The 12,480-nt window shown below is 69.2% G+C and carries 16 protein-coding genes; 11 read left to right on the plus strand and 5 right to left on the minus strand.

Annotation, left to right across the window (positions count from 1 at the left end; genetic code table 11):
- Window positions 1-168 precede the first annotated feature (168 nt).
- Together HDA32_RS09030 and HDA32_RS09035 are read right to left on the minus strand one after the other, a co-directional pair.
- On the minus strand, window positions 169-456 hold the full coding sequence (locus HDA32_RS09030; RefSeq protein WP_179642760.1) for a WhiB family transcriptional regulator: 288 nt from the start codon (window positions 454-456) through the stop codon (window positions 169-171).
- On the minus strand, window positions 453-608 hold the full coding sequence (locus tag HDA32_RS09035; RefSeq protein WP_179641196.1) for a hypothetical protein: 156 nt from the start codon (window positions 606-608) through the stop codon (window positions 453-455). The genes HDA32_RS09030 and HDA32_RS09035 overlap by 4 nt, the downstream gene beginning before the upstream one ends.
- On the opposite strand from HDA32_RS09035, the gene HDA32_RS32035 reads away from it, so the two are divergent.
- The 4 genes from HDA32_RS32035 (at window position 583) to HDA32_RS09050 (ending at window position 3,762) form a co-directional block, all read left to right on the plus strand.
- Window positions 583-972 carry a GntR family transcriptional regulator gene (locus HDA32_RS32035; protein ID WP_218882381.1) on the plus strand — a complete coding sequence of 130 codons (390 nt, stop codon included), beginning with the start codon at window positions 583-585 and terminating at the stop codon, window positions 970-972. The two genes, HDA32_RS09035 and HDA32_RS32035, sit on opposite strands and share 26 nt — an antisense overlap.
- A 257-nt stretch (window positions 973-1,229) precedes the next feature.
- A complete protein-coding gene (locus tag HDA32_RS30160) occupies window positions 1,230-1,418 on the plus strand; it encodes a hypothetical protein (RefSeq protein WP_218882382.1) in 189 nt (62 codons plus the stop codon).
- 23 nt (window positions 1,419-1,441) lie between these two features.
- The gene (locus HDA32_RS30165) at window positions 1,442-2,338 is read left to right on the plus strand and encodes an NsdA family TPR-like regulatory protein (RefSeq protein WP_486387600.1); all 897 of its coding nucleotides are present in this window, start codon (window positions 1,442-1,444) and stop codon (window positions 2,336-2,338) included.
- 434 nt (window positions 2,339-2,772) lie between these two features.
- Window positions 2,773-3,762 (plus strand): trypsin-like serine peptidase, encoded by a 990-nt coding sequence (locus HDA32_RS09050; RefSeq protein WP_179642762.1) that lies wholly within the window; start codon window positions 2,773-2,775, stop codon window positions 3,760-3,762.
- Window positions 3,763-3,775: 13 nt separating this feature from the next.
- On the opposite strand, the gene HDA32_RS09055 is transcribed toward HDA32_RS09050, so the two are convergent.
- Window positions 3,776-4,015, minus strand: a complete 240-nt coding sequence (locus HDA32_RS09055; protein ID WP_179642763.1) for a hypothetical protein — start codon at window positions 4,013-4,015, stop codon at window positions 3,776-3,778.
- Window positions 4,016-4,224: 209 nt separating this feature from the next.
- Window positions 4,225-4,404, minus strand: coding sequence for a hypothetical protein (locus HDA32_RS09060; RefSeq protein WP_179642764.1), 180 nt, complete (start codon window positions 4,402-4,404; stop codon window positions 4,225-4,227).
- A gap of 7 nt (window positions 4,405-4,411) precedes the next feature.
- Between HDA32_RS09060 and HDA32_RS09065 the strand changes: the two genes are divergently transcribed.
- Both HDA32_RS09065 and HDA32_RS09070 read left to right on the plus strand, forming a co-directional pair.
- A complete protein-coding gene (locus HDA32_RS09065) occupies window positions 4,412-5,296 on the plus strand; it encodes a replication-relaxation family protein (RefSeq protein ID WP_246334799.1) in 885 nt (294 codons plus the stop codon).
- Window positions 5,297-5,532: 236 nt separating this feature from the next.
- Entirely contained in the window at window positions 5,533-6,201 is a 669-nt protein-coding gene (locus HDA32_RS09070) for a lytic polysaccharide monooxygenase auxiliary activity family 9 protein (RefSeq protein WP_179642766.1), read from the plus strand.
- A 242-nt stretch (window positions 6,202-6,443) separates the two neighbouring features.
- Here HDA32_RS09070 and HDA32_RS31350 read toward each other — a convergent pair whose 3' ends face one another.
- On the minus strand, window positions 6,444-7,196 hold the full coding sequence (locus tag HDA32_RS31350; protein ID WP_312863098.1) for a potassium channel family protein: 753 nt from the start codon (window positions 7,194-7,196) through the stop codon (window positions 6,444-6,446).
- Window positions 7,197-7,769: 573 nt separating this feature from the next.
- Here HDA32_RS31350 and HDA32_RS09080 point away from each other — a divergent pair.
- The 5 genes from HDA32_RS09080 to paaD all read left to right on the plus strand — a co-directional run bounded on the left by HDA32_RS09080 (window position 7,770) and on the right by paaD (window position 12,479).
- The gene (locus HDA32_RS09080; RefSeq protein ID WP_179646569.1) at window positions 7,770-9,575 is read left to right on the plus strand and encodes a phosphoenolpyruvate carboxykinase (GTP); all 1,806 of its coding nucleotides are present in this window, start codon (window positions 7,770-7,772) and stop codon (window positions 9,573-9,575) included.
- 173 nt (window positions 9,576-9,748) lie between these two features.
- Window positions 9,749-10,723, plus strand: a complete 975-nt coding sequence (gene paaA / locus HDA32_RS09085) for a 1,2-phenylacetyl-CoA epoxidase subunit PaaA (RefSeq protein WP_179642768.1) — start codon at window positions 9,749-9,751, stop codon at window positions 10,721-10,723.
- Window positions 10,720-11,028, plus strand: a complete 309-nt coding sequence (gene paaB / locus HDA32_RS09090; RefSeq protein ID WP_179642769.1) for a 1,2-phenylacetyl-CoA epoxidase subunit PaaB — start codon at window positions 10,720-10,722, stop codon at window positions 11,026-11,028. The genes paaA and paaB overlap by 4 nt, the downstream gene beginning before the upstream one ends.
- Window positions 11,029-11,079: 51 nt before the next feature.
- A complete protein-coding gene (gene paaC, locus HDA32_RS09095; RefSeq protein ID WP_179642770.1) occupies window positions 11,080-11,967 on the plus strand; it encodes a 1,2-phenylacetyl-CoA epoxidase subunit PaaC in 888 nt (295 codons plus the stop codon).
- Complete coding sequence (gene paaD / locus HDA32_RS09100; RefSeq protein ID WP_376766947.1) at window positions 11,961-12,479, plus strand: 1,2-phenylacetyl-CoA epoxidase subunit PaaD; 519 nt, start codon at window positions 11,961-11,963, stop codon at window positions 12,477-12,479. The genes paaC and paaD overlap by 7 nt, the downstream gene beginning before the upstream one ends.
- Window position 12,480: the final 1 nt, after the last annotated feature.

The following is a 12,480-nucleotide window of genomic DNA, read 5'->3' on the forward strand; positions in this document are numbered from 1 at the left end:
AGCGCGTTGCACACCCCGTGACCTGCGGTGAACACCCGCGTGGAGCGGCTCCGCTCTCAACTGGAGCCCATAAGTGGAGCCCAGAGCGGAGCTCATAACTGGAGCGCATGATCGAAGCACCCCCTCCGCGCGCTTTGGGCGGTTGCTCCGGTGTCCCGCCCGGGTGGGTCAGGCCGCGGTGGTGCGGCGGAGGCGGCGGCGCTGGTGGGCGGTGGTGGCGCCCCAGATGCCGGTGAGCCAGGGGCGGGCCAGGGCGTAGTCGCGGCAGCGCTGCAGGACGGGGCAGGCCTGGCAGACGGCCAGCGCGGCCTGAACCTCGGAGTGGGTGAGGTTGTGGCTGGCGGGGTGGAAGGCCTCGGGGTCGGTCTGGCCGCAGGAGCCCTGCAGGATCCAGTCCAAGGCGGGCAGGTCGGTGTCGTAGGCGTAGCGGGCGGGCTGCACGGCGGGCTTGTTCATGCGGCGGTCTCCAGGTCCTCGGGGTCGGTCTCGGTGTCGAAGGCGCAGTGCGGGCATTGGCCCAGCGAGGTCGGGATGCAGTAGGTGAAGGTGAGTCGGCAGGCGGGGCAGGTGCGCCGGGCGCGCATGGCCCACTCCAGCGAGGCGAGCACCGCCGGGGTGGGGTACGTCCAGATCGCCGCCGCTCTACGCTCTCGGCTGCGGTCCGGGGAGTTCCCTGTCGGTGCTCGGATCCCGGCCGGCCGTCAGCTCGCTGACGAATACGGTGTGGCTCCCAACACCGTCGCCAGTGCGATCCGCTTGCTACGCGACGAAGGGCTGATCACGTCTCAGCAGGGGCGGGGAAACTTCGTCCGGACACTGCCCTCGGAGACGGGCGAAGACAGCGCCGACTTCACGGCTGTCATGTGCAAGTTGGATCGTCTTCAGGAGTCGCTTCGGGCCGTGAACGCCCGCCTGGACGATCTTGAGGATGAAGTCCGAGGTAAGCGGAAAGATCGGCAACCCGCGACATAGTCCGCGAGACCTCACTCTCGACCACCCTCAACCGCTCAGCGACGATCCGACGCTCCTGCGGCGCCATATCCCCTCCTGATCTCAGAGCCTCTTGAAGCACCTACGTTCCGTAGATCCCTGACTGCACTACGATCATCCGCAAAATGAGGGCGACACCGGGAGCCGACAGACCCTGACACGAACGCGGGCATCCGTGTCAGGTGAGTGTCGGGTTCTTCGCACGATCGGCTGCCCTGCCGAGAAAGCGAGAGGTCACCATGGCTGCCATCCCCTTGCAGGCGGCCCGGCAAGAGCGCGGTTGGACCCAGAGCCAGGTCATCGCGCGGATGCGTCGGGCTGCTGACGAGCAGCTCGCGTCCGACGGCAATCTCATGCGCCAGCTGAGCCGCTGGGAGAACGGCGGCCAGGTCAGCAAGCGCTACCAGACGATCTTCTGCCGCGTGTAAGACGCCCCGCCAGAGGCTCTCGGATGGGGCACGCCAGAGCCGCCGGCCCCATCGGCTCTACTCCCCGAGTTGGACGGGCGGCTCGCCATCGTGACGGTCGATGCGGGCCTGGTCGAAATCCTGGGGAACCAGACCCAGAACTTCCGGATCCTCGATCGCCGCCTGGGGCTGCCGGCCTGCTTCCCCAGACCGAAGCGCACGTCGACCAGATGGAGAACCTGATGCAGTTCTCCTTGCCCGGCCCCAACCGTTCGCTACTTGCCCGAGCCCTTGCCGAAGCGGCCTCTCTCACCGGCTGGCAGGCTCTCGACACCGGCGAGATCCAGAAGGCCTGGCGCTTCTACGAGATCGCCAAAGCCGCGGCCAGGGAGGGAGAGAACCCGGCCATCCTCGCCCACGTCACGGCCGAACAGACGTATGCGCTCCTCGACAGCGGCCGCGCCGAAGACGCGCTTGCGCTCGTCAGTTACGCCCACCGCCAGCAGGCGCACCGCCTTCCGGCACTTCTCCGCTCGTGGCTCTTCGCCGCAGAAGGCGAGGTATGTGCCGCACTCGGCGATGAGCAGGAAACCCGCAGAGTCCTTGAAGAAGCCGCACGCCGTCTTCCTACCGGTCCGGAGGATCTTGAGCTTCCCTTCCTGATGCTCAACGAGACCCACCTCGCAAGGTGGCGGGGGCACTGCCTGGCCCGACTCGGAGCACGCGAAGCGGTGGAAGACCTCGCATCGGCATTGGATGGAATGCAAGGCGCTGCGCTCGGCAGGGCAGAAGCCGGCCTCCGGGTCGATCTGGCGCTCGCGCTCACCGCGCAAGGCGACGTCACAGAAGCCCAAAAGCATGCGAGGCGCGCCGCGGACCTTGCCGGTCGAACCGGCTCCGCCCGGCAGCGCGCCAGAATCGCCAAACTACTCGCCGCCTGAGCAGGAACGTGACGGTAGAACTCCGCCAGCTTGGCATCCGCTACCACCTGAGAGCATCTTTCTCGCAGATGGTCAGTAATGAGAAGTGCATGGCATCTTTCAGCGTCACTTCGCCTGCTTCTCCGGAAACCGGCGCTGAACTCGTGGGTGATGGCTGCGCCCGTCGGCATCGGGATCCGTAAGCTTCCCGGTGCGTCAGTGGCGAAACGCTGATTAAATGGCCGGTTGAGGACTGGATTTCTAGTCGCAGTTCGCCGTCGAATCTTGAAACCATGGGCCCTCGTCCCAAATAAGGAGTCAAGATGGAGGCCACTGTAAAGCGCCTGTCTCTCCCGGTGCTTATCGCGATTGCACTACCTCTTTTCCCTGCTCATGCGTTTGCGAGTCATGAAGCGGACGCAGGAGATGCTCCATCACCTAGGCCCTCTCTCTCGGTGGAATTCACTGACGAAGAAGCGCAGGAGGCCCTGGAGTACTGGACGCCTGAACGCAGGGGGCAGGCTCAGTCAGCGGTATTCCCAACGACTCCAGAGAGTGGCCCGCATGACGTGTCGCTAGATGGCGAGTTGGTGACACCGCGGTCACTGGCGCCGAGCGCCGCGCCGCCCACTTCTCCCCAGACAGACGCCCTGGGCAGATCCAGCCTCGAAGGGCTCCAGACATCCGCTGATCTGAGCACCGCCCAACGTTGGAACTACAATTGGGGGTACCCGCCTTCCAGCACGATCGGCAAGCTCTACGCCGTTACCACGAGCGGCGATCCGCAGATCTGCACGGCATCGGTCATCAACACACCTCATGGAAGTGCGCTTTGGACGGCCGCCCACTGCATCTACGAGCCGTTTGCGGGCGCCTACACCAATGTGGTGTTCGAACCGCAAGTGCGAGACGGACTCGGCCAGAGGGGAACCTGGAGCGCCCTTGAGATCTTCGTGCCCCCTGAGTGGGCACAGACCGGGGAGTGGCGTTACGACATCGGCCTCGTGCTCACTGCGCCAGGTGGGGAGAACGACCAGTCCCTGGAGGCGGAACTGGGAAGCCAGGGATACGACTTCGGCCACGGGTGGGACCCCGATAGCTATGGCGCGAGTCCTGAATCCAACGCGGTCAACTTCGGGTATCCGCTCGAGGGGTACAACCGTGATGATTTCGACGGAGGTGACCTCTGGTACTGCACAGGATTGCCCGATGCCAATCCCAGTACCCCGGGCCGACTCTCGGAAGGGCGTATGAGCTGCGATATGGGGCGGGGAGCCAGCGGAGGGCCTTGGATCTCACGTCTACACCCGGTCGAGGGAACGGGAACCATTATCGGATCCAACAGCCACTACAACACCGATCCCGAAGGAGAACGCATAGACGGATCCGTCTACTCCGGGTCGCACGACATCCTCGCCACAGCGCTAATATCCAACGCGCGCTAGAGCAGCCCTGGTCTCACCCCGGATTCGCGCTGCGTTTCCTCTCCTCCGTCCAGTAGTTTGGATCGCGCTCCTCAGGCGTGAAGGTGTGCTTGACGGCAGGTCCCGGGAAGGTCCGCGGGGTGGAGGAGGACCAGAAGTTCTCCAACGAAAGATCACGGGATTTGATTGTGTAGAACGCAGCCGCGGCTGCTCCCGCTGTGACTGTCACTCCGAAGAGGAATCCAACGGCAAAAGCCTTGAACTCGCGCGGCACGATGAACAACTCCTTGGGTGCGGAAGGGGCTGGGCCCCAGGGTTTAGCCCCTTCCTACCCGCATGGAGGACATGGTCATGCGCTCCCAGGCGGAGTCCACCAAGGGATGACCGCGGGTACCACCACAGTGCGCGCATTGCTCAGGCTGCGAGATGTGTGAAGGCCACGGCTCTGCTCTGACACCTGTCCGTTCCTACTCGGGGTCCAGGTCAGGTCGAAAGAATGTGAAGCAGGGCGACAAGGGTGCCTGAACTCTGGACCTGCCCGGCCGCGATCAGCGATCGGGCCTTGGACAGCGGGCCCCGCTCGTAGGTGCCCTCATCCAGCTCGCTCGGGTCGGCGACCAGGGACGCCTCACGGCCGACGAAGACATGGTGAGGGCTGCGCACCGTGCTCATGATCCTGTGCCACCACCGGCTGGTCACCACCTCCCAACTGAAGCGACTCGCCCAACCCGATGTCACCTATCCGCACTACCTGCGCAAGACCCTCAGCGGCCTGCGTCAGGCTGGACTCGTCGACCGCGTCTTCCGCCCCGCCGGAGGCGACTGCGCCTGGTTCACCACCGAGGCCGGCGCCCGGCTGGCCGAAGGCGAAGGCGCCGTGCCGCCGCGGGCCTACCGAATGGACGCCGAACGCGCCCAGGGGGCCCTGCAGGCGCACACTCTCACCGTGGTCGAGACCGGCCTGGCCTTCCTTGAACACGCGCGCCGCAGCGGCTACAGCATGGGGCCGCTGAGTTGGACGCCGGAGGTGGCCCACCGCTACCGCGACGGCAAGCGCTTCGAGGCCACGCACCTCATCAGCGACGCCGTACTCGACTACGTGCTCGTCAAGGGCTCAACATCCTGGCACGTCCACTGCTTCCTGGAGGTCGACCGCGCGACGATGCCCCCGCTGCGCCTGGCGCAAAAGGTCGGCGCCTATCTGCGCCACTACTCCTACATCCCCGGAGAGGACAGGCGACGGACCAGGACCGCAACGCGGCCCCGGAGCTATGCATGGCAGAACCGCTACACCTGGTCTCCCCGTCTCCTTGTGATCCTGGCGGGCGGCACAGAACAGCGTCTCAAAAGGCGTATGGACGAGCTGTACCTGCGTACTGAAGGGCTGCGCAGAGCGCTGGACTCCGACCTGCCGTTCGGGGCAGGGGTCACCCTGCTGCCGTGGTTGAAGGAAAGAGGACCGAGGGCAAAGATCTTCAAGCTGCTCCACATCGACCACGACGGGCTGACCGATCATCGAGCAGGCCGCTGCCCGATGCGGCCGGCTGCATCGTGATGCGGTCGTGCCCCCGCTGCCGTGCCGGGCCGGAGCGGCACCGCCGGGCGCACCGCGCGACTTCCGCGAGCTTCGGCGGCCGGATGTTCCCCGGTCCGGCGGGGTGTAGGCGCGCCCGCGGTCCGATCCGATTGCAGACTGAGAGTTTCGGGTCTATCTCGCTGGGTAATAAAGTGGTAGTTTGGGAGCGCTCCCATAAACCGGAAACCCCTCAGCCGGAAAACGGAGAACGCACAATGCACGACCGCACTCACGCACGCCCCTCCCGTTGGCCGCTCCGCGCCCTGGCCCTGCTGTCCGCGACGCTGTTCTGCCTGATCAGTTGGGCCGGTACCGCGTCAGCGCACGGTTCGATCGTCGAGCCGGCGTCCCGCAACTACGGTTGCTGGGAGCGCTGGGGAGACGACCACCTGAACCCCGCCATGCAGCAGGAAGACCCCATGTGCTGGCAGGCGTGGCAGGACAACCCCAACGCCATGTGGAACTGGAACGGGCTGTACCGCAACGGCGTCGGCGGCAACCACCAGGCGGCGATCCCCGACGGGCAGCTGTGCAGCGGCGGCCAGGCCGAAGGCGGCCGCTACAACTCCCTGGACGCCGTGGGCCCGTGGACCACGACCGACGTCGGCGACGACTTCACGCTGGAGCTGTACGACCAGGCCAGCCACGGCGCCGACTACTTCCTGGTCTACGTCACCCGTCAGGGCTTCGACCCCACCACCCAGTCGCTGGGCTGGAACGACCTGGAGCTGGTCCGCGAGACCGGCAGCTACGCCCCCAGCCAGAACATCTCGATCGACGTCAGCACCTCCGGTCGCAGCGGGCACCACATCGTCTACACGATCTGGAAGGCCTCGCACATGGACCAGACCTACTACATCTGCAGTGACGTGGACTTCGGCTGACCCGAGCCGGACCGCACCGACCGCGCGGCCCCGCCGGACGCCCCCTCGCGTCCGGCGGGGCCGCGCCGTCCCGGTGACCGGACGCGGCCACCGATGCCACCAGGCGGCGGGGGATGCCGTGGGATGGTCCCGTGGTTTCCCATGTGCCCTCCTCTCCGCCGCGGCGACGGCGTTGGGCCGTGTAGGCACCGTGCACGTCCGCGTTCCCGCGGGCGCCCGCGCACCGGTCGGCCGGTGGCGGCTCACATCGGAGGGCTGCGTTCGGGTTCGGTGCCGGGAACGTCGCCACGCAACTCGGCGCGCAGCGCCCGGACCTCGATGGTCAGCGCGTCGACCTGCGCCTGTGTCGCGGCGGCCGTCTCCTGCGAAGCGTCGATCCGCTCCACGAACCAGGAGGCCAGGGTTCCCGTCACCACGCCGAGGAGCGCGATCCCGGCGATGAAGAGCCCGATCGCGACGAGTCTCCCCATCGCCGTCACCGGGTACATGTCGCCGTAGCCCACGGTCGTGACGGTGGTGGCCGACCACCACAGCGCGTCGGTGAACGTCGTGATGGTGGCTTCGGGAGCGCCCCGCTCGGCGTCCAGCACCGCCAGCGCCGCGCAGAACACCACGAGGAGCGAGGCCGCCGCCGCGTAGCGGGCCACATTGCCGCGCATGGAGATCGACACCCGCCGGTTCATGATGTTCAGCACGCTGGCCAATTGCAGCAGTACGAGCGGCCGCAGGAACGGCACGGCGACGATGGCCAGATCGAACAGGTGGCGGCGGACGAAGGCCACGCGCCGCGGCGCCAGCCAGAACCGCGTCAGGTAGTCACAGGCGAACAGCGCCCAGGACCCCCACAGCACGAGCGCGCACAGGTCCTCCCAATGCCGGTCGAGCGCGGGGTCGAGAATCGGCCAGGCGTAGGCGGCCAGGAACAGCAGGGCCGCGGCGGAGACGGGGACGATGGTGCGCCGCCGCCAGGCCTCGAAGGCCGCCTCAGACCGCACGGCGCACCGTTTCGTCCGGCGTCCGGGGCGGCGCCCAGCCCCTTGACGGAGGGAGCCCGTCCCTTTCACACATTCGTCCGTCCTCACGCTCGACATGCGGTGGAACCGCGCACACGGCGCAGCGAGCGAAGCGGGCGCCGATGGACCGCCTCCGCCCCGCAGGCGGCGGTGGTGCAACCGGTGCGCGCTCGGCCGTGCGTCCGTTGTCCGACACGGCTGTGCGACCGTGCTCGCAGAGCCGTCCGCCGCGCGGGGAGGCTACCCCATGCGGTGATCGGCCATCCACCGGGGCCGGTGCAGCGGCGCCTCCGGGGACGCGGTGGGCGGAGTCGGGCAGGCAGCCGTTGAGGCGCTGCGCGGGCGCGACCGGGGCGGGACTTCCGGGAGTGGCCGATGTCACCCCGGGCGGGGGCGCGCGGTGCGGTGCGGGGGGTGGAGCCCGGGAGAGCAGGGGATCTCGGAGGTGAGCGACAGGTCTATACCATACTTGACTGGTCTATGCCAACTGGCTTTGGCGGGGGTTCTTCGTTCATGATGCGTCGTAACCACGCGTAAGGAGCTGACGTGTCCGTCCTGATCACTGGCCTTGATGCCGCCCCGACCAGCCACCGAGAGTTGATCGACTGGGTTCGCGAGGTCTCCGATCTGACCCGGCCGGACCGGGTTGTCTGGTGCGATGGTTCCGATGCCGAATGGGAGCGCCTGACCGGTCTCCTGGTGGAGAAGGGCACCTTCACCCGGCTCAACCCCGACATCCGCCCCGACAGCTTCCACTGCCGCTCCGACCCCGGTGACGTGGCCAGGGTGGAGGACCGCACGTTCATCTGCTCGGAGAGGGAGCAGGACGCCGGCCCCACGAACAACTGGGTCGACCCCCGGGAGATGCGGACGACGCTCAGCGGGCTCTTCGACGGCTGCATGCGGGGCCGCACCATGTACGTGGTGCCCTTCTGCATGGGCCCGCTGGGCGGGAGCATCTCCCAGCTCGGGGTGGAGATCACCGACTCGGCCTACGTCGCGGTCTCGATGCGGATCATGACCCGGATGGGCGAGCCGGCGCTGCGGCTGATCGAGGAGCGGGGCTCCTTCGTGCGGGCCGTGCACTCGGTCGGGGCGCCGCTGGAGCCCGGGCAGACCGACGTGCCGTGGCCGTGCAACCCCACCAAGTACATCACGCACTTCCCCGAGACCCGCGAGATCTGGTCCTACGGCTCCGGCTACGGCGGCAACGCCCTGCTCGGCAAGAAGTGCTACGCGCTGCGCATCGCCTCGGTGATGGCCCGCGACGAGGGCTGGATGGCCGAGCACATGCTCATCGTCAAGCTCACCCCGCCCGACGGCGACCCCCACTACATTGCGGCGGCGTTCCCCAGCGCGTGCGGCAAGACCAACCTGTCCATGCTGCAGCCGACGATCCCCGGCTGGAAGGTGGAGACGGTCGGCGACGACATCGCCTGGATGCGCTTCGGCGACGACGGGCGGCTGCGCGCCATCAACCCCGAGGCCGGGTTCTTCGGCGTCGCCCCCGGCACAGGGGAGGCCACCAACGCCAACGCGGTCCGGACGCTGTGGGGCCACAGCATCTTCACCAACGTGGCGCTGACCGACGACGGCGACGTGTGGTGGGAGGGGCTCACCGACGAGCCGCCCGCGCACCTGGTCGACTGGAAGGGGCGCGACTGGACGCCGGACTCGCCCGAACCGGCCGCGCACCCCAACGCCCGGTTCACCACTCCGGCGGCCCAGGCCCCCAGCATCGCGCCCGAGTGGGAGGACCCGGCGGGCGTGCCGATCTCGGCGATCCTGTTCGGCGGTCGGCGCGCCACCGCGGTGCCCCTGGTCACCGAGTCCTTCACCTGGCAGCACGGCGTCTTCCTCGGTGCCAACGTGGCGTCGGAGAAGACGGCGGCGGCCGAGGGCACGGTCGGGGAGCTGCGGCGCGACCCCTTCGCGATGCTGCCGTTCTGCGGCTACAACATGGGCGACTACTTCGGCCACTGGCTGGAGATCGGCAGGGCGGCCGACGCGGACCGGCTGCCGCGCATCTACTACGTCAACTGGTTCCGCAAGGACGGCGAGGGCCGCTTCGTGTGGCCGGGCTTCGGCGAGAACGGCCGCGTGCTCAAGTGGATCGCCGAGCGGCTCCGGGGCCGGGCCGAGGCGGTCCCCACGCCGATCGGCAACGTGCCGACCGGGGCGTCGCTGGACACCGACGGCCTGGAACTCGACGGGCGGGAGCTCGCCTTCCTGCTGTCGGTCGACCGCGACATCTGGCGCCAGGAGGCGTCCCTGATCCCGGAGTTCTTCAAGGAGTTCGGCGACCACCTGCCCAGGGAGCTCTGGGACGAGTACGAGGCCCTGGTCGACCGGCTGGGGTAGCGGTCGGCCGGTCCGCATCCGTCCGGGGCGCGTGCCGCCCGCATCCGGCCGGGTGCGGTGAAGGGCGCGGGCGAGCCCGGGCCCGTGGACGCCCCGCCGGTGGGGTTGTGCCGGCGGGGCGTTTTGCGCGACACTGATTACTGACCGAATGTTCGGTTAGAAAGGTGGCGGCGATGGTTGCGGACACGGTGGACGCCGGTGCGCCCGCCGAGCAGGGGCTGGAGGAGTACTTCGAGTCCAGGGTGGCCGGTGAGCAGCGGATCGAGCCGCGGGACTGGATGCCGGAGGGCTACCGCAGGACGCTGGTGCGCCAGGTGGCCCAGCACGCGCACTCGGAGATCATCGGGATGCAGCCGGAGGGGGACTGGCTGACCCGGGCGCCGAGCCTGCGGCGCAAGGCGATCCTGCTGGCCAAGGTGCAGGACGAGGCCGGACACGGACTCTACCTCTACGCCGCGGCCGAGACGCTGGGGGTGGACCGCGCCGATCTGACCGAGCGGCTCATCGAGGGGCGGCAGAAGTACTCCTCGATCTTCAACTACCCGACGCTGTCGTTCGCCGACGTCGGGGTGATCGGGTGGCTGGTGGACGGCGCGGCGATCTGCAACCAGGTGCCGCTGTGCCGCAGCTCCTTCGGCCCGTATGCGCGGGCGATGGTTCGGATCTGCAAGGAGGAGTCCTTCCACCAGCGCCAGGGCTATGAGCTGCTGCTGCGGATGATGGCGGGTACCGAGGCGCAGCGGGCGGCGGTGCAGGACGCGGTGGAGCGGTGGTGGTGGCCCTCGCTGATGATGTTCGGCCCGCCCGACGCCGATTCGCCCAACACCAGGCAGTCGATGGCCTGGCGGATCAAGCGCGACACCAACGACGAGCTGCGGCAGAGGTTCGTGGACATGAGCGTGCCCCAGGCCGACAGGCTCGGCGTCACGCTGCCCGATCCGGACCTGCGCTGGAACGCCGAGCGCGGCCACTACGACTTCGGCGAACCGGACTGGGCGGAGTTCAAGCGGGTGATCGGCGGCGGCGGTCCGTGCAACGCCGAGCGGATCGCCCGGCGCCGCGCGGCGCACGAGAACGGGGCGTGGGTGCGCGAGGCCGCGGCGGCCTACGCGGCCAAGCGCGCGGCGGAGCGGGAGGCCGCGGAATGAGCGGGCGGGAGCGCGGTCACGAGCGCGGCGAGTGGCCGCTGTTCGAGGTGTTCGTGCGCGGCAAGCGGGGCCTGAACCACGTGCACGTGGGCTCGCTGCACGCCGCCGACGCGGAGATGGCGCTGCACAGCGCCCGCAACCTCTACACCCGCCGCAACGAGGGGGTGAGCATCTGGGTGGTGCGCGCCGGGGACATCACCGCCTCCAGCCCGGACGAGAAGGACCCGTTCTTCGCGCCCAGCGGCGACAAGGCCTACCGGCACCCCACCTTCTACCCCATCCCCGACGACGTCCCGCACATGTGACGCGGCCGCACGGCGGCGTCGGTTTTCGCGCAACGAGCGAGGAAGGGCGATATGAGCGGTGACAACCCCTACGGGGCGCTGGTCGAGGAGCACGCCGGCTCCGAGGGCCGGTGGGCGTTCGGGACGGGGTTCTCCGAGGCGCTGGCCGGGGTGGACACCACGCTGCCGGCCGGTGTCGACGGCGCCGATCTGGCGGTCTACTGCCAGATGCTGGGTGACGACGCGCTGGTGATGGCGCAGCGGCTGATCGAGTGGTGCACCGGGGCCCCGGAGCTGGAGGAGGAGGTGGCGCTGGCCAACATCGCGCTGGACCTGCTGGGCCAGGCGCAACTGCTGCTGGCCCGCGCCGGCCAGGCCGACGGCTCCGGTCGCGACGAGGACGCCTTCGCCTACTTCCGCGACGCCGCGCGGTTTCGCAACGTGGGCCTGGCCGAGGCGGCCAACGGCGACTTCGCCCGGTCGATCGCCCGGCTGCTGCTTTTCGCGTCCTGGCGGCTGGCGGTGCTGTCCCGGCTGGTCGATTCGGCCGATCCGGTGCTGGCGGCGATCGCGGCCAAGGCGGTCAAGGAGCTGGCCTACCACCGCGAGTACGCGGTGACCTGGACGCTGCGCCTGGGGGACGGCACCGCCCACTCCCGCGAGCGGATGGCGCAGGGGATCGCGGCGGTGTGGCCGCTGCTGGGCGAGCTGTTCGTTCCTCACGAGGTGGAGGTGCGGCTGGTGAAGCAGGGCGCGGCGGTCGATCCGGCACAGGTGCGCGGCGAGGTCGCCGACGTCGTGGAGCAGGTGCTGGCCGCCGCGACGCTGACCCCGCCCGGCCCGCTGCCCGACGCGCCGGCCGCGCCGGGCGGCCGGGACGGCGCCCACACCGAGGAGCTGGCCCCGCTGCTGGCCGAGATGCAGCAGGTGGCGCGCGAACATCCGGGGGCGGCGTGGTGACCGATGCCCGAGCCGGTGCCGATGCGCAGCGGGCCCGCGCGCTCGCCGGTGCGGTGCCCGACCCGGAGCTGCCGATGCTGACCCTGGCCGATCTGGGCATCCTGCGCGACGTCGAGGTCGCCGGCGACGGCGCCGTCACGGTGTCGATCACCCCGACCTACTCCGGGTGCCCCGCGCTGGCCGAGATGCGCGCCGACGTGCGCCGCCGCCTGATCGAGGCGGGCTATGACCGGGTGGAGGTGCGCACCGTGCTGTCCCCTCCGTGGAGCAGCGACCACATCACCGAGCAGGGCCGGCGCAGACTCGCCGAGCACGGCATCGCCCCGCCCGGCCCGGCCCGCGCGGCGGGCCCGGTGCCGCTGGTGCTGGCGCCCACCCGGTCGGCCGTGCACTGCCCGCGGTGCGGCTCGGCCGACACCGAGGAGCTGTCCCGCTTCGGTGCCACCTCCTGCAAGGCGCTGCACCGCTGCCGCGCCTGCCGCGAACCCTTCGAGCATCTCAAGGAGATCTGAA

Source organism: Spinactinospora alkalitolerans (assembly GCF_013408795.1).
GTDB lineage: Bacteria > Actinomycetota > Actinomycetes > Streptosporangiales > Streptosporangiaceae > Spinactinospora > Spinactinospora alkalitolerans.